General features: G+C 63.5%; 16 protein-coding genes. 11 read left to right on the top strand and 5 right to left on the bottom strand.

Going from position 1 to position 21,599, the window contains the following annotated elements; all coding sequences use genetic code 11:
• Nucleotides 1-9: 9 nt before the first annotated feature.
• From BLW50_RS13010 to BLW50_RS13000, 3 genes are all read right to left on the bottom strand, one after another.
• Nucleotides 10-717: a Crp/Fnr family transcriptional regulator gene (locus tag BLW50_RS13010; RefSeq protein ID WP_090702860.1), complete on the bottom strand. Its 708-nt coding sequence runs from the start codon at nt 715-717 to the stop codon at nt 10-12.
• Between the two features lie 177 nt (nt 718-894).
• Complete coding sequence (locus tag BLW50_RS13005) at nt 895-1,722, bottom strand: sugar phosphate isomerase/epimerase family protein (protein ID WP_090702857.1); 828 nt, start codon at nt 1,720-1,722, stop codon at nt 895-897.
• A gap of 2 nt (nt 1,723-1,724) precedes the next feature.
• Nucleotides 1,725-2,465 carry a S1 family peptidase gene (locus BLW50_RS13000; protein ID WP_170850138.1) on the bottom strand — a complete coding sequence of 247 codons (741 nt, stop codon included), beginning with the start codon at nt 2,463-2,465 and terminating at the stop codon, nt 1,725-1,727.
• 228 nt (nt 2,466-2,693) lie between these two features.
• Here BLW50_RS13000 and BLW50_RS12995 point away from each other — a divergent pair, with 228 nt between their 5' ends.
• The 11 genes from BLW50_RS12995 to BLW50_RS12945 all read left to right on the top strand — a co-directional run bounded on the left by BLW50_RS12995 (nt 2,694) and on the right by BLW50_RS12945 (nt 16,191).
• Nucleotides 2,694-3,017 carry a PepSY domain-containing protein gene (locus tag BLW50_RS12995; protein ID WP_090702851.1) on the top strand — a complete coding sequence of 108 codons (324 nt, stop codon included), beginning with the start codon at nt 2,694-2,696 and terminating at the stop codon, nt 3,015-3,017.
• An 84-nt stretch (nt 3,018-3,101) separates the two neighbouring features.
• On the top strand, nt 3,102-3,797 hold the full coding sequence (locus BLW50_RS12990; RefSeq protein ID WP_090709091.1) for a response regulator transcription factor: 696 nt from the start codon (nt 3,102-3,104) through the stop codon (nt 3,795-3,797).
• Between the two features lie 5 nt (nt 3,798-3,802).
• On the top strand, nt 3,803-5,167 hold the full coding sequence (locus BLW50_RS12985) for an ATP-binding protein (RefSeq protein ID WP_090702847.1): 1,365 nt from the start codon (nt 3,803-3,805) through the stop codon (nt 5,165-5,167).
• A 96-nt stretch (nt 5,168-5,263) separates the two neighbouring features.
• Nucleotides 5,264-6,391 (top strand): c-type cytochrome biogenesis protein CcmI, encoded by a 1,128-nt coding sequence (gene ccmI, locus BLW50_RS12980; protein WP_090702845.1) that lies wholly within the window; start codon nt 5,264-5,266, stop codon nt 6,389-6,391.
• A 2-nt stretch (nt 6,392-6,393) separates the two neighbouring features.
• Nucleotides 6,394-6,846, top strand: coding sequence for a cytochrome c maturation protein CcmE (gene ccmE, locus BLW50_RS12975; protein WP_090702842.1), 453 nt, complete (start codon nt 6,394-6,396; stop codon nt 6,844-6,846).
• Nucleotides 6,847-6,856: 10 nt separating this feature from the next.
• The gene (locus BLW50_RS12970; protein WP_090702840.1) at nt 6,857-8,830 is read left to right on the top strand and encodes a heme lyase CcmF/NrfE family subunit; all 1,974 of its coding nucleotides are present in this window, start codon (nt 6,857-6,859) and stop codon (nt 8,828-8,830) included.
• 3 nt (nt 8,831-8,833) lie between these two features.
• Nucleotides 8,834-9,325, top strand: a complete 492-nt coding sequence (locus BLW50_RS12965) for a cytochrome c-type biogenesis protein (RefSeq protein WP_090702837.1) — start codon at nt 8,834-8,836, stop codon at nt 9,323-9,325.
• Between the two features lie 115 nt (nt 9,326-9,440).
• Nucleotides 9,441-11,012 (top strand): Do family serine endopeptidase, encoded by a 1,572-nt coding sequence (locus tag BLW50_RS12960; protein WP_244544231.1) that lies wholly within the window; start codon nt 9,441-9,443, stop codon nt 11,010-11,012.
• 71 nt (nt 11,013-11,083) lie between these two features.
• Entirely contained in the window at nt 11,084-11,767 is a 684-nt protein-coding gene (locus BLW50_RS12955; RefSeq protein WP_090709087.1) for a response regulator transcription factor, read from the top strand.
• Nucleotides 11,751-13,202 (top strand): sensor histidine kinase, encoded by a 1,452-nt coding sequence (locus tag BLW50_RS12950; protein ID WP_090702834.1) that lies wholly within the window; start codon nt 11,751-11,753, stop codon nt 13,200-13,202. The genes BLW50_RS12955 and BLW50_RS12950 overlap by 17 nt, the downstream gene beginning before the upstream one ends.
• Nucleotides 13,162-16,191, top strand: a complete 3,030-nt coding sequence (locus BLW50_RS12945; RefSeq protein ID WP_090702831.1) for a bifunctional [glutamine synthetase] adenylyltransferase/[glutamine synthetase]-adenylyl-L-tyrosine phosphorylase — start codon at nt 13,162-13,164, stop codon at nt 16,189-16,191. Before BLW50_RS12950 ends, BLW50_RS12945 begins: the two co-directional genes overlap by 41 nt.
• Before the next feature lie 26 nt (nt 16,192-16,217).
• Here the strand turns inward: BLW50_RS12945 and BLW50_RS12940 are convergent, their stop codons facing one another.
• Together BLW50_RS12940 and pepN are read right to left on the bottom strand one after the other, a co-directional pair.
• A complete protein-coding gene (locus BLW50_RS12940; RefSeq protein WP_170850137.1) occupies nt 16,218-18,401 on the bottom strand; it encodes a PAS domain-containing sensor histidine kinase in 2,184 nt (727 codons plus the stop codon).
• 482 nt (nt 18,402-18,883) lie between these two features.
• On the bottom strand, nt 18,884-21,550 hold the full coding sequence (gene pepN / locus BLW50_RS12935) for an aminopeptidase N (protein ID WP_090702826.1): 2,667 nt from the start codon (nt 21,548-21,550) through the stop codon (nt 18,884-18,886).
• Between the last annotated feature and the right edge of the window lie 49 nt (nt 21,551-21,599).

Genomic DNA, 21,599 nt, shown 5'->3' with positions numbered 1-21,599 from the left:
TTGAGCTGATCACACGAGCTGGTTGAGCCGCGCGATCTCGTCTTCGACGCGGCGCACGCTGGCGACAGTTACCTGGCGGGCGTCAATCTCAATGCCGATCGTCTTCAGCCGCGCGAAGGAGCGCGACAACGTCTCTTGCTTCAGGCCGAGCGAAGCGGCGATGTCGCCCTTGGTATAGGGCAGGCGCATGGTGCAGCTGTCGGTGTCGGGCGGACACAGCGACAGGAGGAAGCGCAGCACGCGCTGGTCGGCGGTCTGCACTTTCAGGATTTCGATTTCATCCATCAGCGAGATGACCTTGGCCTGCGCCTCGTTGATAATAGCAAAGGCCAGGTCGGGAAATTCCCGCGCCATCTGGATGAAGAGCGCGCCAGGCACGCGCACGACAACAGCCGGGCCCACGGCCTCCGCCGTCGTCGAATAACGATCACGGGCAACAACGGCGGATTCGCCGACGCTTTCGCCACGCCCAAAAATATGGATCAGCGTTTCATCGCCATTGGCCGACAGGCGCGACACTTTGACGAAGCCATCCACCACGACAATCGCCGATTGGGCGACGTCGCCCTGGCGGAAAATGATGTCGCCCTTGGCATGCCGCTCGATCCGCGCCGCCTGTGCCAGCCGCGCGAAAGTTTCCGGCAGCAGCGCCGCAAACAACGGCACCTGGTGCAAAACTTCCATTTCCTTGGGCAATGAAGGCAGGGGGGCGGACATCAGGCTCGTGGCACTTTCATCAGTCTCGACAATGGTGGACGGAAGATATGGTGATAGCAAAACCGTCTGACGAGCCTTGTCGGCGCGGGCGGGAAGGTCAAGGGGAAAGCCAGAAATCAGAACAATTCTAAAATCTATTATCCTTGAACCGCTTGCCCTTGATCTCCCGTCCTATCCCTATTTGCCTTGGTTGCGTCGCGCCATCAGGCGCTGTGTTGCCGCCAGCGCGAGGCGGGCGCGCTCGGTCGCTGGCAGGTGCGCGTTCTTGGCCGCTGGCGCCTCGATGCTAAGAGGGATCCCGGCAGGGAGGACATCAAGCAGTTCGTCGAGCCACAAACTGCCTTCGCCCGGCAACAGACGGGCGGTGCGCGACTCCCGCCGCAGATCATCGACGCTGCGCGGTGTCGACGGCAGCGGCTCAGCATCGCACAGATGCACCAGCGCCAGCAGCTCCTTCGGCACCGAACGCAGATCAAGCGGATGCGCGCCTGAACGCGACAGGTGAAACGCATCGATAAGCAATTTGCCGTTCGGTCGTTTGGCCCGATCGACAAGCTCGTAAGCCTCGCCCAATGAACGGCAGGCGCTATAGGGGTTGAATTCCACCAGCACTTCGAGCGCACAGGATTCTGCAAAGTCGCACAAGGCCGCGAAGGTTTCGACGCGGCGGGTCTTGTCGTCATCCTCCACCGGGCAAACGATATAGCGCGCGCCGAGCTTGTGGCTGAAGCTGAGAACCGGGCCGAGGGCTTCCAGGTCCATGCCGGCCTTGAGCGGGAAAACGCCGACCTCCAGCACGCGCATCCGTGTCTGGGCGATCAACTGCACCAGTTCGTCCATGGCTTTCGCGTCGCCAACCACGGCCAGGTCGGTTGGCAGTAGCGGCTGCAGGCGCAGGCCAACCGAGGTGAAACCGGATTCTGCGGCAGCGCGCACATGGCCGATGGGGCCGGCGTCGAGAATGGTCAGCGCCGCAAGGGAAAGGTCGTTTGAGTCAGTGTTCATATTCAGCGTGCCAACCGGGTCATAGCTTCATTGATCCAAGCGCGCTGTGGGCCGACAAGCGCGCCTTGCGTGAGTTCACCGCACTGTTTGCCGCCGCTGCCGCGCGACCAGACGGTGATGGCGACGACTTCGCTGCCGTCGTCTGAAAAGATCGGGCCGCCGGAATCGCCTGTGCAGGCGCCGAAGCCGCCGCGTCGTGGGTCCTCGGCCCAGAGCAGGATCGACGACAGTGGCGCGCGCGCGGCGATGACGCCGCTGCGCAACGTGCCCGCTGAACGTCCGTCGCCTTCACGCGTCAGGCCAAAGCCGGCGATGCGGAATGTATCGCCGACCGAGACCGACTGCCGGGACGACAATTGGATGGGGGAGAACGACGCCGGCAGCGGCTTCGACAGGCGCACGAGCGCCAGATCGATGGAGCGCTGCCGCGTCTTGACCGCATCGGCGCGAAATTCCGGATGGATCACCGAGCCATTGGCGGGAATGACCGCCGGAGTGCCGCCTTCGTTGACATAGGCCGCGAGGTCGCTGGCGCCATGGGCGCAATGGCCGGCGGTGAGGATGATGTCGCGCGTCAGCACCACGCCGGTGCAGAAACCGGATGCTTTGCCCGAGCGTTTCAGCAGCATCACGGTATGGGCGGCCAGCACACCACCGTCCTGCGAGGGGCCGACGAGCGCTTCGCTGGACGTGGGGATCGAGAGCACGCACAGGGCGGCCAGCAGCAGGCGGGCGGATTTCATCGACAGGCACTCCTTGCCCGGTGTGTAGCCCGAGGGGGCGTGGGTGCCAAATGGCTTTGATTCGATGGCAAAGATTCTTGCCGTCGCCCGTGTGATTCGCCCTATGTCGTCGGGCTTTGTCCAAAATCTGGCAGGCGAGTCGGCGAAGAACTGCTCTAACATCTTGAATTTCTTGTGGTGATGGGGGAGTTCATCTAGGGTTCAGCGGAATTGAGGCAGGATCGGGCCATGCAACTCCTGCTCGTTTTGGCAATGATGGGTCATATGTCCGCGCCGCCCGCCCTTGGAGCGGAGCGCGCTGTGCACACCTGTCTGTCGCCCTCCGAGACGCGCGCCGCCGTGCAGGAGCGCAAGCTCGCCGATCCTTTTCCCATGCTACGCAATGCCGCCCGCAACGGCGGGGGCGAGCCGCTGCGCTCTCGCCTTTGTCGCTGGGACGACAAATACGTATATGAGCTGGCGCTGCTGCGTCGTGACGGAAAAGTCGTTCGCGTCTATCTGGATGCCGTCGACGGCAAACCGGTTTCTCAGCTGCCGGTTTCGCAGCCCTAGGTAATCTGCCTAGGATTTTATTTTGACGCGTCTTTGTTGGTTGGATCACGCCAAACCGCAAAACGCCATGAAGGAGCGGGTCTGTTGCGACTGCTTGTTATTGAGGACGACAAGGATCTGAATCGTCAGCTTGTCGCCGCCCTGGAACAGGCGGGCTATGCGGTCGACACGACGTTCGACGGCGAGGAAGGCCATTTCCTTGGCGAGAGCGAGCCCTATGACGCGATCATCCTCGACATCGGCCTGCCGAAGAAGGATGGCATCACCATTCTGGAAGAGTGGCGCGCCGCTGGCCGCAAGACACCAGTGCTGATGCTGACCGCGCGCGACCGCTGGAGCGACAAGGTCGAAGGCTTCGATGCCGGCGCTGACGATTATGTCGCCAAGCCCTTCCATATGGAGGAAGTGCTGGCGCGTCTGCGCGCTCTGGTGCGCCGCGCCGCTGGCCATGCGACCAGCGAACTGGTCTGCGGCCCGGTGCGGCTCGACACCAAGGCGGGCCGGGTGGTCGTTGATGGCAATCCGATCCGGCTCACCTCCCATGAATATCGGCTGCTCGCCTATCTGATGCATCACGCCGGCCGCATCGTTTCGCGCACCGAACTGGTCGAACATCTTTACGATCAGGATTTCGATCGCGACTCGAACACGATCGAGGTCTTCGTCGGCCGTCTGCGCAAAAAGCTTGGCGTCGAAGTTCTGCAGACGATCCGTGGCCTGGGCTATCTGATCGCGCCGCCGGGCGAGCCGCCGGCCTCTCCGGCCAAATCGAGCAGATAGGCGCGATGGCTCTGCTACGCCGCGATGCGCTGTCGATCCCGACCCGCCTTTTTCTGTCCGCTGCTTTCTGGAGCATCCTGCTTCTGCTGATCGCCGGCGCTGGCCTGGTGGCCGCGTTCCGGCAAACGACGGAGCAGGCTTTCGACGATCGCCTGTCGGTCTACCTGAAGGCTCTGGTCGCCGATGTGGCGCTGAGCGGCGATGAAGCGCCGACAAGCCCTGGTCAGTTGGGCGAGCCCCTGTTCGAACTTACCCGCTCGGGCTGGTATTGGCAGGTGACGCGCATGGATGGCGCCACGCCGCAGATGCGCGCGTCGCGCTCGCTTTTCGCCTCGCGCCTGCCGCGCTTAGCCGACATCGGCGTGCGTGCCGATCAGACCGGCCTGCGCAAGGGCTATATCGAAGGCCCCGATGGTCGCAATCTGCGCATGATCGAACGGGTCATCGATGTCGGTGATGACGGCACCTATCTGGTTCAGGTGGCCGCCACCAACGAGGATGTTCTTCTCGAGATTCGTAAGTTCACCCTGACCCTGGCCTTGGCCTTCGCCATCTTGGCCCTGGCGCTCGTCGGCACGACGGCGCTGCAAGTGCGCTTCGGCCTCCGGCCCTTGCGTCTGTTGAGTGGCGAGGTCGCGGCCATTCGCCGGGGCGACGGGGAAAAGATCGCCGGCGCCTATCCACAGGATCTGGCGCCCCTGGCCGGAGAGCTCAACCTGCTCATCGCCTCCAACCGCGAAGTGGTGGAACGCTCGCGCACGCAGGTCGGCAATCTCGCCCATGCGCTGAAGACGCCGCTCAGCGTTATTTCCAACGAGGCGGCGACGGACGCTTCGCCGCTTGGTGGCAAAGTGCTTGAACAGGTCGAGGTGATGCGCGACCAGGTGACCTATTATCTCGATCGCGCCCGGCTCGCCGCCCGCTCCAGTGTCATCGGCGCCATCACCGAAATCGAACCCTCCCTCGATGCCCTGATGCGCACCTTCGAAAAGCTCCACACCCGCGTCGATTTCGATTTCGACGGCGCCCCCGGCCTGCGCTTTCGCGGCGAACGGCAGGATTTCGAGGACATGACCGGCAATCTCATCGACAATGCCGGCAAATGGGCGACGAGCCAGGTCGCCGTGCGCGCCCGCCGGCTGGCGGACGGATTTATCGAGGTCAGCGTCGAAGACGACGGGCCGGGCCTGCCGCCGGAACGGCGGGAGGAGGCCATGGCGCGCGGTCGCCGCCTGGACGAGACCAAGCCGGGCTCGGGCCTCGGCCTCTCCATCGTTGCTGATCTGGCAAGGGTCTATGGCGGCACTTTGCGCCTGGAAGAGGCGTCGATGGGTGGATTACGGGCAGTTTTGCGCCTGCCTGCGGGCTGAAACATCCAGTTTGAGCGATGGCTTCCTACGGACATAATGCGGATGTGACTTTGTGGCGGCTTTCATTCGCCATCAAGCCGTGACAGAACCCGCGCCATGATCTGGGTCGTTTTCGCGCTTCTGACCGGGCTTGCCGCTATCGGCGTTTTGTGGCCGCTATCGCGCGCGCGCCAGCCGCTATCCGATGGCGATACCGCCTTTTATCGCAGTGAGCTGGCCGGCATAGACACCGACCTCCAGCGTGGCCTTGTCAGTGAAGCTGACGCCAAGTCCATGCGTGCCGAAGCCGCCCGTCGTCTGATGCGCACGGAGGCCAAAGGCGAGGGGACTGTTTCCACCTCCGCAGCCACTGTTTCCTCTGCCGCTACCTGGCGCCGGCGCGTCGCGGCGCTGGCCAGCATCGTCATCATCGGCGGCGTTTCGCTCGGCCTTTACGCACGCATCGGCAATCCCGAGGTTCCCGACCTGCCGCTCGAAGCGCGCCGTCAGGCGCCGCCGGGCCAGCCCGACATCATGATGGCTGTGGCCCAGATCGAAGCCCATTTGGCGAAGAACCCGGACGATGGCCGCGGCTATGAAGTGATCGCGCCGGTCTATCTGCGTTTGGGCCGTTACGAGGACGCCGCCAAGGCCTGGGCCAACGCGCTGCGTGTTCTCGGCGCGACCCCGGTGCGTGAGACCTCACTGGGCGAAGCCTTGGTTTTTGCCGCGAACGGCCACGTGACACCCGAGGCCTTGGCTGCCTTTGAACGGGCGTTGGCGTTGGCGCCGCAGTTTCAGCAGGCGCGTTTTTATATCGGCCTTTCTGCCGCCCAGGCGGGCGACAAGCTAAAAGCCCGCGATATCTGGACAAAGCTCGTGGCTGAGGCACCGGCCGATGCTGAATGGGCCGGCGTCGTGCGCGACCGGATCCGTGAACTGGGATTGCCCGAAGCATCCGCCGATGCACGCCCCGCCAGCGAAGCCGGGCAGGCGATCGCCGCGCTGCCCGAGGCTGAGCGCGACAGCGCCATTCGTGCCATGGTCGGTAATCTGGCCGCCAAACTGGCGAAGGACGGGCGCGACGGCAATGGGTGGGCGATGCTGATCAGGGCTTATATGGTTTTGAAGCAGCCTGATGATGCCCGTGCGGCGCTGGCTGAGGCGCGCAAGGCGCTGGCCGACGATGGCGAAGGGCGGGCTCGCGTCGACGCCCTGGCAAGCGAACTGGGACTTGGAGGCTGATCATGACCCGCAAGCAACGCCGGCTGGTGTTGATCGGCAGCGCGCTCAGCGTCCTCTTTGTCGCCGCAGGACTCACCATGTTCGCTCTGCGCGACAATATCGTTTTTTTCTATTCGCCGGCCGAGATCGCCGCCAAGGCGCCGGCGCCTGGCACGCGCATGCGCTTGGGTGGTTTGATCAAGGCGGGCTCGATCATGAAGGGCGAAAATCGCACCGTCACCTTTGTCGTCGCCGATGTGGAGCGCGAGATCAGCGTGACTTACACTGGCATGTTGCCGGATCTGTTTCGCGAAGGGCAGGGTGTCGTCGCCGAGGGCGTGCTGGTGAGCCCGACGAGCTTTCGCGCCGATTCCGTACTGGCCAAGCATGACGAGAACTATATGCCGCGCGAAGTCGCCGATGCTTTGAAGAAACAAGGCCATTGGCAGGCGAACGGCGCCGAGGCGAAGAAGTGAGCACGTCGCGATGATCGTCGAAACCGGACATTACGCTCTCGTTCTCGCGCTGGCGCTGGCGCTGGTGCAGGGAACTCTGCCGCTCTGGGGCAGCCGCAAGAATGATCCGGCTTTGATGGCCATGGCGCCGTCAGCGGCGATCATCCAATTCGTTCTTGTCGCCATCGCCTTCGGTGCGCTGACATGGGCCTATCTGTCGTCTGATTTTTCGCTCGCCAATGTGGTGCAGAATTCTCATTCGCAGAAGCCGCTGATTTACAAATTCTCCGGGGTCTGGGGCAATCACGAAGGCTCGATGCTGCTGTGGGTGCTGATCCTCGCCTTCTTTGGCGCGCTTGTCGCTGTTGGAGGACGGCGCACGCCACAGGATCTGTTGGCGACGACCCTGGCGGTGCAAGGCTGGATCAGCGCCGCCTTCCTGCTCTTCATCCTGCTGACGTCCAATCCCTTCGCCCGCATGCTGCCGCCGCCGGCCGAGGGCAATGATCTCAATCCGATCCTGCAAGACCCCGGCCTCGCCATCCATCCGCCGATGCTCTACCTCGGCTATGTCGGCTTCTCGATCACCTTCTCGTTCGCCGCCGCCGCGCTCATCAATGGCCGCATCGACGCGCAATGGGCGCGCTATGTGCGGCCGTGGACCTTGACCGCCTGGATCTTCCTCACGCTCGGCATCGCCATGGGCTCCTACTGGGCCTATTACACCTTGGGCTGGGGCGGCTTCTGGTTCTGGGATCCGGTCGAGAACGCTTCGCTCATGCCGTGGCTCGCCGGCACCGCGCTCTTGCATTCGGCGACGGTGATGGAGAAGCGCGACGCGCTGAAAATCTGGACGATCTTCCTCGCCATCCTCGCCTTCTCGCTCTCTCTGCTTGGTACCTTCCTCGTGCGCTCCGGCGTGCTGACGTCGGTCCATGCCTTCGCCACTGATCCACAGCGCGGCGTATTCATCCTCGCTATCCTCGTTTTCTTCATCGGTGGTTCGCTGGCGCTGTTCGCGCTGCGCGGTCCGTTGTTGAAAGCGGGCGGCATTTTTGCGCCGATCTCGCGTGAGGGCGCGCTGGTGTTCAACAACCTGCTGTTGACCACGAGCTGCGCCACGGTCTTCGTCGGCACGCTCTATCCGCTGGCGCTCGAAGCACTCACCGGCGACAAGATTTCGGTCGGGCCGCCGTTCTTCAACTACACGTTCATTCCGCTCTTCGTGCCGCTGTTCCTCGCCATGCCGCTTGGCCAAGTTTTGGCGTGGAAGCGCGGTAATTTCCTTGGCGCCGCTCAGCGCCTCGTGGTGGCGTTGATCGCAGCCATCTGCGGCGGGTTGATCCTGGCCGCCCTGCAGGGCGAGCCGGTCGTATCCGCCGTTTTCGCTGGGCTCGCTCTGTTCGTCATGGTCGGCGCCTTCGTCGAGATCTGGGGCCGCATCTCTGGTGGCGGTCTGTCACCATCGGTGATGCTGGCGCGTGCCACCGGCCTGCCGTGGTCGGCCTGGGGCACGGCCTTTGCTCATGCCGGCGTCGGCGTGTCGCTGCTCGGCCTGGCCGCCACCGGCTGGGGCGTCGAAAAAATTCTGGCGATGCGCACGGGCGACCATGTCGCGGTCGGCCCCTATGAGCTGACCCTCGACAAGATCGAGCCGCGTCCTGGTCCCAACTATGACGAAACCGTCGCGCGCATGACGATCCGCTCAGGCGGCACGGTTGTTGGCGTGATCGAGCCATCGCGCAAATTCTACCGCGCCCGGCAGATGACGACGACGGATGCTGGCCTGCGCACCTATTCGCTCGGCCAGATCTATGCGGTGGTCACTGAGCAAAACAGCAATGGCATGATCGACGTCCGCCTTTACTGGAAGCCTTATGTCGCGCTGATCTGGATTGGTGCGATCATCATGGCTTTGGGTGGCGCCATCTCGCTCGCGGATCGCCGTCTGCGCGTCGGTGTGGCCCGCCGCTCCCGCCATGCGGCGATGCAGCCGGCGGAATAGACCATGCGTATCGCCGAGCTCCTTCGTCATCTTCTGTTCGCAGCAAGCCTTCTCTTGACGGGAAGTCTTCTCGCGGCTTCTGCCTCGCATGCGGTCGAGCCGTCTGAACTTCTTGCCGATCAGAAACTGGAAGCACGCGCGCGGACGATCTCGGCAGGTCTGCGCTGTCTGGTCTGCCAGAACCAGTCGATCGATGATTCCAACGCGCCGCTCGCCAAGGATTTGCGCGTCATCGTTCGCGAACGGCTTGTTGCTGGCGACAGCGATGATGCGGTGCGCACATATCTCGTCGCGCGTTATGGCGAGTTCATCTTGCTGAAGCCGCCACTCAACACGGAAACCATTCTGCTCTGGATCGCCACACCGGCCATTCTGGCGGCGGCTTTGATTGTGGTCTTTCTGCGACGTCGCCGGCCAGTGCGCGAATTGGCTGATGAGTTGAGCCCAGAAGAAGCTCAAAAACTCGCTGAAGTGCTGAAAAAGCGCGAAAACTAGCCGCTTACGCACGTTACCAAGAATTCATCTGCCGGAAATGGCGGTGAAAGCCGACAGCGCCCATCTTCTCCATCACCGCCGGGTGAACCGGCGACCCCATTCAGGAGATGAGTGAATGTCTGAGTCCCTTCTCAACCCGCAGACGCCGAACCAGCCGACGCCGAATAAGCAGATGCCAAACAAGACCGTGCGCGCAGCCCTTCTCGGTGCCGTCGCCGTTCTGGCTCTCGGTGGCGCGCTTGGCGCCGTCCATATCCCGCAAATCGCCACCAGCGCCCATGCCGAAGCGCCGCTGGCCAATGCTGCCATGCCGTCTTTCGCCGACACCATTCAGCGCGTGCGTGGCGCTGTCGTCTCGGTCAAGGTGAACATCGTCGAGTCCGCGAACGAGGAAGCCGGTCCGGGTGCGGGCCAAGGCATGCCGCGCTTGCAGCCCGGCGATCCGCTTGAACGCTTCTTCCGTCGCTTCGGTGAGGAAGGCGCGCCGTTCCAGATGCCGAACCAGCGCCAGCAGCAGCGCCGCGGCATTGCTCAGGGTTCGGGCTTCATCATCTCGTCCGATGGCTACGTCGTCACCAATAACCACGTGGTCAAGAATGCTCGTGGCGACGTCACGCTGACGCTCGATGGCGGCAAGACCGTTACCGCCAAGGTCATCGGCACCGACGAGAAGACCGATCTTGCGCTGCTGAAGATCAACGAGGCTGGCACCTATCAGTCCGTCGAACTTTCCTCGACCTCGCCGCGCGTCGGTGACTGGGTTGTGGCTATCGGCAATCCGTTCGGCCTCGGCGGCACGGTGACGGCTGGTATCGTCTCGGCACGTGGCCGCGACATCGGCGCTGGTCCTTATGATGACTTCCTGCAGATCGACGCGCCGGTGAATCGCGGCAACTCCGGTGGCCCGACCTTCGACACCAGCGGTCGTGTGGTTGGCGTCAACACGGCGATCTATTCGCCGTCGGGTGGCAGCGTCGGCATCGGCTTCGCCATCCCGTCGAGCACGGTGAAGGACGTCATCGCGGCCCTGCGTGACAAGGGCGTCGTGGCCCGTGGCTATATGGGCGTGCAGATCCAGCCGGTGACCCCGGAGATCGCCGACTCGCTCGGCCTCAAGGACACCCATGGCGCGTTGGTTGCGGATACGCAGAACAACACGCCGGCGGCCAAGGCCGGGCTCAAGTCGGGCGACGTGATCATCTCGGTCGATGGCGAAAGCATCGATAGCCCGCGTGAACTGTCGCGCCGGATCGCCGGCCTCGGCCCCGAGCATAAGGTCAACCTGGCCTATCTGCGCGGCGGCAAGGAAATGACCACGGCCGTCGTTCTCGAGGCGCTGCCCGATCAGCGGGCTGATGCCCGTCAGGGTCGCTCGGGCGACAGCGGCAATACCGAACGGCTCGACCAGAAGTTCGGCCTGTCGCTGGCGCCCGCCAGCGAGATCCCGGGCGCCGGCCGCGAAGGTGTCGTCGTGGCTGAAGTCGATCCGAATGGCGCGGGTGCCACCTTGGGCCTGCGCGCTGGCGACATCATCCTTGAGGCGGCCGGCCAGCCCGTCACCCGTCCGGCGCAAGTGTCGGCGGCTCTCGCAGATGCGAAGAAGGCCGGCCGTAAGGCGGTGCTCCTGCGCGTCAAATCGGGCGACAGCACCCGTTTCGTGGCGCTGGTCACCAATCCGGCCTCGTAAGACTTCAGGAACGTAACAACGGCAGGCCAAATGGCCTGCCGTTTGTTTTGAAAGTCCGCTATATGTCCCTCATGCGCATTCTGGTGATCGAGGACGACCGCGAAGCTGCGGGCTATCTGGTGAAATCTTTCCGGGAGGCCGGCCACCTGGCCGACCATGCGGCGGATGGGCTCGAAGGCTATGCCATGGCGCGCGAAGGCGCCTATGAAGTGCTGGTCGTCGACCGCATGTTGCCCAAGCTCGACGGCCTGTCGCTGATCGGCGGCCTGCGCGAGCAGAAGGTCGAAACGCCGGTGCTGATTCTCTCGGCGCTCGGCCAGGTCGATGACCGGGTGAAGGGCCTGCGCGCCGGCGGCGACGATTATCTGGCCAAACCCTATGCCTTTTCCGAACTGCTCGCCCGCGTCGAAGTGCTGGCCCGTCGCCGGGCAGGCGCTGCTGGCGAGACCACCCAATTGCGTGTCGGCGGCCTAGAACTCGACCGGCTCGCCCATACGCTCACCCGCGACGGCAAGGACATTCCGTTGCAGCCGCGCGAATACCGGCTGCTCGAATATCTGATGCGCCACGCAGGCCAGGTGGTGACCCGCACCATGTTGCTCGAGAACGTCTGGGACTATCATTTCGATCCGCAGACCAATGTGATCGACGTGCACATTTCGCGCCTGCGCAGCAAGATCGACAAGGGCTTTGACCCGCCGCTTCTGCACACCATTCGCGGCGCCGGATATATGATCCGTGACGGCGCTCGCTAATCTCTTCCGCACGACGGCGTTCAAGCTGTCGCTCGCCTATCTGGTGATTTTCTCGATCGGCGCGGGCGTCATCATCGGCTGGGTCGGCTGGAACGTGCGTCGCCTGCTCGATGAGCAGATCGCCGCCACCGTCGAGGCCGAGATCAACGGCCTGTCCGAGCAATATGCCCGTGGCGGCATTCGCGTCATTGTCGATGTCATCGAGCGGCGCACGCGCCAGCCCGGCGCTTCGCTCTATCTCGTCACCAATTTCGCCGGCCAAGCCATTGCCGGCAACATCGCGCAACTGCCGGCCGGCGTCCTCGAACAGCCGGGCGTGCGCGAAACCACCTATGAGCGCCAGGGCGAGCCCGGCGTCGAGCGCCGCGCGCTGGCCCGCATTTTCCTCTTGCCTGGTGGTTTCCGTCTGCTCGTAGGCCGCGATCTGGAAGATCGCGAGGCGCTGCGGCGCGTGTTCTCGCGTGCCATGCTGACATCGCTGTTCTGGTTGATCGTGATTGGCACGCTCGGCGGCCTCCTCGTCGCCCGTCGCGTTTTGCGGCGCGTCGATGGCATGAACGATAGCGTGCGCACGATCATGACCGGCGATCTCTCACGCCGCCTCCCGCTGAGCAGCGCCAATGACGAACTTGAGCGCCTTGCCGTCAATCTCAATTCGATGCTCGATCGTATCGTCGAATTGATGAAGGGCCTGCGCGAGGTCTCCGACAATATCGCCCACGATCTCAAGACACCGCTGACGCGCCTGCGCAACCGCGCCGAGGAAGCTTTGCGCACGGCGCAGACACCGGATGAATTCCGTGGCGCGCTGGATAAAACCATCGAGGAATCCGACACGCTGATCCGCATTTTCAACGCGCTCTTGATGATCGCGCGGATGGAGGCCGGCAGCGAGATCGAGGGCAAGACCGACTTCGACGCCGGCGATGTGGCGCGCGATCTCGTCGAACTTTACGAGCCGGCCGCCGAAGAGGCGCAGATACGCATCGAAACCGATATCGCGCCCGGCCTCACGGTCTATGGCAGCCGCGAACTCATCGGCCAAGCGCTTGCCAATCTCATCGATAATGCGCTGAAATACGGCGTTTCGCCCAGCGCCGATCATCCTTCGGTCGTTCGCATCAGCGCCAGCACCGAGGGCGGCCAGGTGTTCCTGCGGGTTGGCGATCGCGGCCCCGGCATCGCGGCTTCCGAGCGCGAGCATGTTCTGGGGCGCTTTGTCCGGCTCGAAGGTTCTCGTTCCCGGCCGGGATCGGGCCTTGGACTATCGCTTGCGGCGGCGGTCGCGCGCCTGCACAATGGCGAAATCAGAATCGAGGACAACGCGCCGGGATTGCTTGTGACGCTCGTCATACCAGCGGCTGCCGCCCTGCCTGTCCAACCGGACAAGACACATGAGCGCAGCGAAAAAATCCCCAGCGAAACCGCGAAATAGCCGCAGCACCGGTTCGTCGCAGAACGCAATTCCCTTGGACAATCGCGCGCTGGCCCGGCGGATCCTCACCGCGCCGTTGGTGGGCGGCAAAGCGGCGCACAAACTGACCGATCTGGAGATTGATCTGGGTTTTGGCGCCGACGCGGAAACCGCCGGCAAGATCCAGGCTTTGTTGCAGGGCGTCGCCGAACATTCGCCCTATCTCTGGGGGCTCAGCAGCGCCGACACCGATCGCCTGCGCGATCTGCTGACCTCCAGCCCGGAGGATCGGTTTGACGATTGCCTGGAGCGGATGCGGGTCGCCTGCACGCTCGCCAACGACGATGACGCTGTTCTGCACGCCCTGCGCAAAGGCAAGCAGGAAGGCCATTTGCTGATCGCGCTGTGCGACCTAGGCGGCGTCTGGCAGGTCGATGCGGTGATGACGGCGGTGTCGCACCTCGCCGATGTGGCGACACGCGCCGCCACGGCCTATGCCCTGCGCGCCGCGCATCATGCCGGGCGTTTGAAGCTGGCCGATCCGGCCGAGCCCGAGCGCGCCTGCGGCCTCGTCCTGCTGGCGCTTGGCAAACATGGTGCCGGCGAGTTGAACTATTCAAGCGACATCGACCTTGTCGCTTTCTTCGACCCGCAGACCGAAGCGATCGACGATCCCTCGGAAGGCACGCGCATCTATGTGCGCGTCACCCAGCACATCGCCAAACTGCTGCAGGAACACACAGGCGATGGTTATGCCTTCCGCGTCGATCTCAGGCTGCGCCCTGATCCAGGCTCGACGCCTGTCGCCGTCTCGCTGCCAGCGGCCTTCTCCTATTACGAATTGCTCGGCCAGAACTGGGAGCGTGCCGCCTTCATCAAGGCCCGCCCTGTGGCCGGCGAAATCGCGCTGGGTGAGACTTTCCTGAAAGACCTGACGCCGTTCATGTGGCGGCGCTATTTCGACTATGCCGCCATCGCCGATATCCATGCGATGAAGCGGCAGATTCATGCGGTGCGCGGCTTCGCCGAGATCGCTGTCGCTGGCCACAATATCAAGGTCGGGCGCGGCGGTATCCGCGAGGTCGAATTCTTCGTCCAGACCCAGCAATTGATCTTCGGCGGCCGTCGCCCGCAGTTGCGGGGCCCGCGTACCCTCGACATGCTGAGCGAATTGGCAGCCGACGGCTGGATCACGCCCGACGCGGTGAGCGAACTCTCGACCGCCTATCGCTTTCTGCGCGAGATCGAACATCGATTGCAGATGGTGGCCGATGAACAGACCCAGCGCTTGCCAGCCGACGCTGAAGTGCTCGAAGGTTTCGCGCAATTCTGCGGCTATCGCGATGGCGCGGCTTTCGGCGACGCCTTGCTCGAACAGCTCGCCTGCGTCGAGCGCCACTATGCGCGCTTGTTCGAGGCCGAACCGGAGCTGTCGTCGAGCGTCGGCAATCTGGTGTTCACCGGCGTCACGGATGATCCCGAAACCCTCGAAACCCTGTCGAAACTCGGCTTCGCCAATCCAGCCCTTGCGGCCGAGACCGTGCGCGGCTGGCATTTTGGCCGTCGCCCGGCGATGCAGAGCGCGCGTGCGAGAGAGGTTGTGACGGCGCTCGTCCCGGCGCTGCTTGAGGCCTTTGGCGGCAGCGGCGATGCCGATGCGGCGCTGCTTGCCTTCGACCATGCGTTGATGCGCATGCCGGCGGCCGTCGAATTGTTTTCGATCCTCAAGTCGAACGACAAGGTGCGTGAACTGTTCGCCGATATTCTCGGCGGCGCGCCGCGCCTGGCGCAGATGGTCTCGTTGCGCCCGCATGTGCTCGATGCCGCTATCGATCCGACCCACAGCGCGGCACGCTCGGGCGAAAGCCGTTTCGAGGCCCGCGCCCTGCGCATTCTCGAGACGGCGCACGACAGTGAACAGTTCATGGACGACTGTCGCGATCTGGCGCAAGAGGAAATGTTCGTCATCGGCATCCGCTTTCTAGCCGGCACCATATCGGCGGAGGAGGTCGGCCTTTCCTACAGTGCCTTGGCGGATGCGCTGCTGCGCGTGTCGCTCCAGCACGTGGAGAGCGCCTTCGCTGTTGATCACGGCACGGTGCCGGGCGCGCGTTGCGCCATTATCGGCATGGGCAAGCTCGGCTCGCGCGAGATGACCGCTGCGTCCGATCTCGATCTGATCCTGATCTATGATTACGACGACGAGACACCGGAGTCCGATGGGGCGCGTCCTCTCCATGCGGCGCAATATTATGCCCGTCTGACCAAGCGGCTGGTGGCGGTGCTGACCTCGGCGACGCGGCGCGGCAAGCTCTATGATGTCGATCTCAGGTTGCGCCCGTCAGGCGGGCAGGGGCCGGTGGCCACGCGCTTCACCAGCTTCGTCGATTATCAGCAGCACGAAGCCGAGACCTGGGAGCATATGGCGCTGGTGCGCGCTCGGGTCATCGCGGGCGATGCAACGCTCGGCGAGCAGATCGAGGCAGCACGAGCCGCTATCATCTGCCGGCAGAGTGATGAAAAGAAACTGCAGAAAGATATCGCCGCCATGCGCGGGCTCATCGCGCGGGAGAAGGGCGATGCCGACCCGTGGGATTTGAAACTGGCGGCCGGCGGTATCATCGACATTGAATTCATCGCCCAGTTCCTAGCGCTCGCCCATGCGGGAAAGCATCCCGAGATCGCCGAGGTCTCGACGCTCGGCGTGTTGCGCAAGGCCGCTGCTGTGCATCTTCTGTCGCCAGGCGATGGCGAGCAGTTGATCACGGCATGCGCGTTTTATCAGGCTGTCACGCAGATGATGCGGCTAACGATCGAAGGGCCGTTCGATCCGACCAAGGTCGCCTCCAGCGTGCTGCGCCGCATTGCTTCCAGCGTCAATCTGCCGGACTTCGGCCGTGTCGAATTGATGCTGACGGAAACACGCGCCGACGTGCGGAAAATCTTCACGCGGCTGATTGGGGCGCCCGGCAAGAGCGCGTCTGGTAAAGCCTCGTCCAGCAAGAAGTAGATCAGGCGCTTTACGCAAGAAATGGATCAGGCGCTTTGCGACTGTGACTGGGTGGCCGGCGCCGCCGGGCTCTCGGTGTTGCGCGCCATTGCCTTCAGGGCGCTCGGCGGCAAAGGCAGACGGACGCGCACCAGGGTGCCGACATTTTCGACGGAGCGGATGCGCATGGAGCCGCCGTGCAGCTCCGCCAGGGAGCGAGCGATCGCCAGGCCAAGCCCTGAGCCTTTAAAACCGTTTTCCAGCGGCGCGTTGATCTGCTCGAAGGGCCGACCGATCCGTGCCAGCGCCTCCGAGGAAATGCCGCAGCCGGTGTCTTCGACATAGATGTTGATCGCGCCGTCGATCATCCGACAGCGGACGCCGACGCGCCCGCCCGAGGGAGTGAAGCGGATCGCGTTGCGCACCAGCTTGCCGAGAACCCGCTCAATGGCGTTGCGGTCGGCGCTGACGTGAACGCCGGGACAAGTTTCGCTCGTCAGCGTCACATTCTTGCGCTGCGCGATATCCATAACGCTCTCGGTCGCCGACGTGATGGCAAGAGCGATTTCGAACTCGGTCTTTCTCAGTTCGACGTGGCCGGCTTCGAGCGCCGACATTTCAAGCACGTCGGAGATGATGCCGAGAAGATGCTGGCCGCTCTCGCGGATATGGCAGGCATAATCGAGATATTTCGATGAGCCGAGCGATCCGAACGTCTCGTGTTCCATCACCTCCGAAAAGCCGATGATGGCGTTGAGTGGCGTGCGCAGTTCGTGGCTCATATTGGCGAGGAATTCGGATTTGACGCGGCTGGCGAGCTCGGCCTCGGCCTTTTGTTCGAGATAGCGCTCGGCCATGTCGGCAAGCTGTCGGGCCTGCACTTCCAGGGTCTGCCGCGACTTGCGCAAGTCGGCGACCGTCGCCATCAGGCGACGTTCGGAATCGAGCAGTTTCTCTTCGTGCAGCTTGTGCACCGTAATGTCGGAACCGACGGAGACATAGCCGCCGTCCTTCGTCGCCCGCTCGTTGACTTGCAGCCAGCGGCCGTCGGCGAGTTGCGCTTCATAGGAACGTGCGCCGGGAGGCGCGTCTGGTTGCGATTGTGCCGAGACGATGGGAATTTCGGCTTGCGCCAGAATGTCCTCGACGGCGGTACCTTCGCGGGCGCATTCGGGCGGCAGGCCGTAGAGCTTCATGAAGCGCGCATTGCAGGCGACAAGGCGGTCGTCCATGTCCCACAGCACGAAGGATTCCGAGATCGATTCAATCGCGTCTTGCAGTCGCGCGCCGGCGGTGCGCGATTTTTCGGCGAGGCTGCGATGTTCGCTCATGTCGAGCGCGACGCCGATCAGATGCGGCGCGTCGCCCGGCGAGTGGCGAACGACTTCGGCGCGCACCCGCATCCAAAGCCAACGGCCATCGCTGTGGCGAACGCGGAATGTCCGGTCGACGGTGCGCGGGCGCGACGTCAGCAGCACTTTGGCCACGAGGCTGAGGTTGAGATCGGCGGGATGCACCAGGCTGGTCACGTCGCCAACCGACAGGAACCCGCCATCGGGCTGCAGGCCGACCAGGTCGTACATCGAGTCCGACCACATGATGCGGCCGCGCGACAAATCCCAGTCCCACAGGCCGCAATGACCATGGTTGAGCGCCATGTCGAACTTGCGGCCCAGTTGTTCGCATTGGGCCGAGGCGCGCCGCGCCCGGTTCGCCTGCCAGAAATAGGCGAAGGCGAGCGCCCCGATAACGATCGTCGACAGGGCGCCGAGCACGCCAGGCAAGAGACCGGCGCTGCGCCAGTCGCGCACCACTTCCGCCATCGGGCGGATAACGAAGACCTGGCCGAGAGGGCTTTTCAAACTGAAGGAGCCCGCGAAGACCTCGCGTCCATCGGCAAGATGGGTCCGCACGATGCCGGCGCGCTCGCCGAGGATCAGCAACGGCTGTGCATCGCCCAACAGATCGGTCGCCGTGCCGCGCGCCGAAGCGGCGGGCGAGGCGGCGACGATCTGGCCCGATGCGTCGCTGAGGAGGACGATCGTGCCACGCTGCGGCGTGTGGGTGCGGAGCGCCCCTTCAAGAATGTCCGCTGCGTCAGGATTTTTGTCGGCCCGGTCGAGGGTGAGTGCCACGACGGCGGCGGTCAGTTCGATGTCGGAGGTTGTGGCTTGAAAGGCGTGTCCGCGAATATTGATAAGGGAAAGAAGGCTGGCCGATAAAAGGATCAAACAAAAAAGGGCGGCTGCTGCAGGGGCGATCAGGCGGAATGTGTTTTCCAAACCGCTTCGGCTTGGTCGAACACTCGCTTTTGGAATCGCATGCGCTGCCGTTCTGGATGAATCCGAATAAACGGATTCCTCCAGCACGTTTGCACGTGCCATGAATGGCCCCCTCGTACTTGAAACTTGTTCGTCGCCATGTGCCGCATCGCGTCGAATCGAGGCCAGTTGAATCCTGACGGGGTGATTTGTCCAGTCCCTTAACCAATCATTTACGAATTTTTTGTTGCGCGCATAGCGTTGTGGCGTCTGACGGAATCGTCAAACGCCACAAAGACGAGTCAAAACAAGATGGAAGGCAAAATCGCGTTTCTGGAGCTCGGAAATTGAACCGAGCTCTCATTTTCCGTCTGATGCATTTCCTTCACGCGAAGTGCGGCTCACAACCACCGCGCTTCGCTCGAAAATACTTGATCGAAGCGCGATTGATTCTAAGCCAGCGAGCGCGTGACGATGTCGCGCACATCAGCCGAGAGGTCGTTGTGGGCCGCGATCCGCTTGAGTGCCGCTTCCGCAGCGGCGCGGCGTGTGGTTTCCAATCCCTTCCACGAGCGGAAGGCGACCAGCAGTCGCGCCGCCACTTGGGCATTGCGGCGATCGACATCCAACACCACGTCGGCGAGGAAGTCGTGGCCGGAGCCGTTGCTGGCATTGAACTGGGTCGGATTGCCCATGGCGAAAGTGCCGACTACCGAGCGCAACCGGTTCGGATTGCTCATCGAGAAGGCCGGGTGCGCCATCAGCCCGCGCACGCGGGCCAGCGCCTCGCTGTCGGGGATCATCGCCTGCAGCGCGAACCATTTGTCGATGACCAGAGGGTCGTCGGCGAAGCGCTGATAGAAAGCCGCCAGCGCCGCCTCGCGCTCGGCCGGGGCATTCAAGGCCAGAATGCTGAGGCTGCCGAACATGTCGGTCATATTGTCGGCGGTCTCGAACTGGCGTCGTGCGCGGCGGGCGCCCTCGGTCGGATCGCCGGCGGCGATCAGGTCGAGTGCCATCAGCCGCATGCTGCGGTTGGCTGAGCCGGCGGCGTCCGGCTTGAACGCGGCGGGAACCGACAGTTCGTCATGGATGGCCGCGAGCGCCGGCAGGTTCATGCGTCCGAGCGTGGTGCGCATGTGCTGGCGGGCAGAGCGGATCGCATCGGGATCGACATCGACGGCGATCTCACGCGCCAGATCCAGCTCGCTCGGCAGGTTGACGGCGAGCGCGGCAAAAGCCGGATCGGCCTTCCAACTGGTGATGATGTGGCCCAGCGCCGTGCAGAACCGCGCCGGGTCGGCCGGTTTGCCGCCGCTGCGGATCGCTGCTACCGAGGTCTGCATCAGCCGGGTCGCCGAGGTCTGGGCCGCCTGCCAGCGATTGAAATTGTCGCTGTCATGGGCGAGCAGGGTCAGCAGCGCCTCTTCGCTCCAGTCGAATTCGACGCGCACCGGCGCCGAGAAGCCGCGCAGGATCGAGGGAACGGGCTTGCTGGCAAGATTGCGGAAGACGAGCCGGCGCGAGCGGGTCGACAGCTCGAAAACGCCGCGCGCGACTTCCTCAGCGCTGGCGCCGCCGGCTTCGTTGGCCGCTGGCAGGTCGAGCGTGGGCGCTTCGCCATGGGTGGCAACGAGGCCGATGGCCATGGGAATGATCTGCGGCAGTTTGAGCTGCTGGCCAGGTGTGGCCGGGCAGGATTGTTCGAATTCCAGCGTATAGCTGCGGGCGGCTTCGTCATATTTTTCGCGCACGGTTAGAACCGGCGTGCCGGCCTGGCTATACCAGCGCATGAATTGCGTCAGGTCGCGGCCGCTCGCCTCGGCGAAACAAGCGATGAATTCTTCGACGATCGCCGCCGTGCCGTCATAGCGCTCGAAATAGAGATCCATGCCGCGCCGGAAAGCATCAGCGCCGATGAACTCTTTCAGCGTTCGGATAACCTCGGCGCCCTTCTCGTAGACGGTCGGCGTGTAGAAATTGTTGATCTCATGATAGAGCTCCGGCCGCACATTGTGCGCCAGCGGGCCGGCATCTTCCGGAAATTGCGTGGCGCGCAGGTTCCGCACCGCGCCGATGCGCTGCACCGGCCTTGAGCGTTGGTCGGCGCTGAACTCGTGATCGCGGAAGACGGTGAGGCCTTCCTTCAGGCAGAGCTGGAACCAGTCGCGACAGGTGATGCGGTTGCCGGTCCAGTTGTGGAAATATTCGTGCGCGACAACGGTTTCGATGCCGGCATAGTCGGTGTCGGTCGCTGTGTCGGGCGAGGCCAGGATATATTTGTCGTTGAAGACGTTGAGGCCCTTGTTCTCCATCGCGCCCATGTTGAAGTCCGACACGGCGACGATGTTGAACACGTCGAGATCATATTCCCGCCCGAACTGCTCTTCGTCCCAGCGCATCGAGCGTTTCAGGCTGTCCATCGCATAGGCGGCGCGATCGCGCTTACCATGTTCCACATAGATGCCGAGCGCGACGTTGCGCCCAGACATCGTGGTGAAGCTGTCTTTCAGCACATCGAGATCGCCGCCGACCAGGGCGAAGAGATAGCAAGGTTTCGGGAACGGATCGTTCCACACCGCGTAGTGCCAGCCGTCGCTGAGATCGCCCTGTTCGACGAGATTGCCATTGCCGAGCAGCACCGGCGCGTCGCTGCGCTGCGCTTCGATCCGCGTCGAATAGACAGACAGGACATCGGGACGGTCGAGGAAATAGGTGATGCGGCGGAAGCCTTCCGCCTCGCATTGGGTGCAATAGGCGGAGCCCGAGCGATAGAGGCCCATGAGCTGCGTATTGGCGGTGGGGTCGACTGTGGTTTCTATATCAAGCGTGAAGGGCTGGCGCGGTGGTGCAAACAGTTCGAGCTGGTCCGGCCCGATGCGGAAGGCCTCCGGGGACGGCGCTTCACCATCGATCGCCACCAGCTGGCCGACAAGCCCATCGCCATCGAGTAGCAAGGGCGCACCGTTTTTTCCCTTGGGATTGGGGCGCAGGCTCAGCCGCGCCCGGACCAGTGTCGCATGTCTGTCGAGGCGGACGACGAGATCGACCTTGTCGATCAGATAGTCAGGCACACGATAGTCGGCAAGGCGAACGGGGCGGGCGGTGTCGGTACGCATGAGGACTCGCTCTGTAATGGTTCAAACATTTATGGGGTCTGAACCGCAG

Source organism: Beijerinckia sp. 28-YEA-48 (assembly GCF_900104955.1).
Classification (GTDB): domain Bacteria; phylum Pseudomonadota; class Alphaproteobacteria; order Rhizobiales; family Beijerinckiaceae; genus Terripilifer.
Note: the sequence above shows the minus strand (reverse complement) of the source record. Positions and strands in the feature narration are given on the sequence as shown.

Bases quoted from the DNA above. Each gene is read 5' to 3' on its own strand.
- BLW50_RS12960 (WP_244544231.1), top strand. From the start codon at position 9,441: ATGTCTGAGTCCCTTCTCAACCCGCAGACGCCGAACCAGCCGACGCCG.
- BLW50_RS12970 (WP_090702840.1), top strand. From the start codon at position 6,857: ATGATCGTCGAAACCGGACATTACGCTCTCGTTCTCGCGCTGGCGCTG.
- BLW50_RS13005 (WP_090702857.1), bottom strand. From the start codon at position 1,722: ATGAACACTGACTCAAACGACCTTTCCCTTGCGGCGCTGACCATTCTC.
- BLW50_RS13000 (WP_170850138.1), bottom strand. From the start codon at position 2,465: ATGAAATCCGCCCGCCTGCTGCTGGCCGCCCTGTGCGTGCTCTCGATC.
- BLW50_RS12995 (WP_090702851.1), top strand. From the start codon at position 2,694: ATGCAACTCCTGCTCGTTTTGGCAATGATGGGTCATATGTCCGCGCCG.
- BLW50_RS13010 (WP_090702860.1), bottom strand. From the start codon at position 717: ATGTCCGCCCCCCTGCCTTCATTGCCCAAGGAAATGGAAGTTTTGCAC.
- ccmI (WP_090702845.1), top strand. From the start codon at position 5,264: ATGATCTGGGTCGTTTTCGCGCTTCTGACCGGGCTTGCCGCTATCGGC.
- ccmE (WP_090702842.1), top strand. From the start codon at position 6,394: ATGACCCGCAAGCAACGCCGGCTGGTGTTGATCGGCAGCGCGCTCAGC.
- BLW50_RS12955 (WP_090709087.1), top strand. From the start codon at position 11,084: ATGCGCATTCTGGTGATCGAGGACGACCGCGAAGCTGCGGGCTATCTG.
- BLW50_RS12985 (WP_090702847.1), top strand. From the start codon at position 3,803: ATGGCTCTGCTACGCCGCGATGCGCTGTCGATCCCGACCCGCCTTTTT.
- BLW50_RS12945 (WP_090702831.1), top strand. From the start codon at position 13,162: ATGAGCGCAGCGAAAAAATCCCCAGCGAAACCGCGAAATAGCCGCAGC.
- pepN (WP_090702826.1), bottom strand. From the start codon at position 21,550: ATGCGTACCGACACCGCCCGCCCCGTTCGCCTTGCCGACTATCGTGTG.
- BLW50_RS12965 (WP_090702837.1), top strand. From the start codon at position 8,834: ATGCGTATCGCCGAGCTCCTTCGTCATCTTCTGTTCGCAGCAAGCCTT.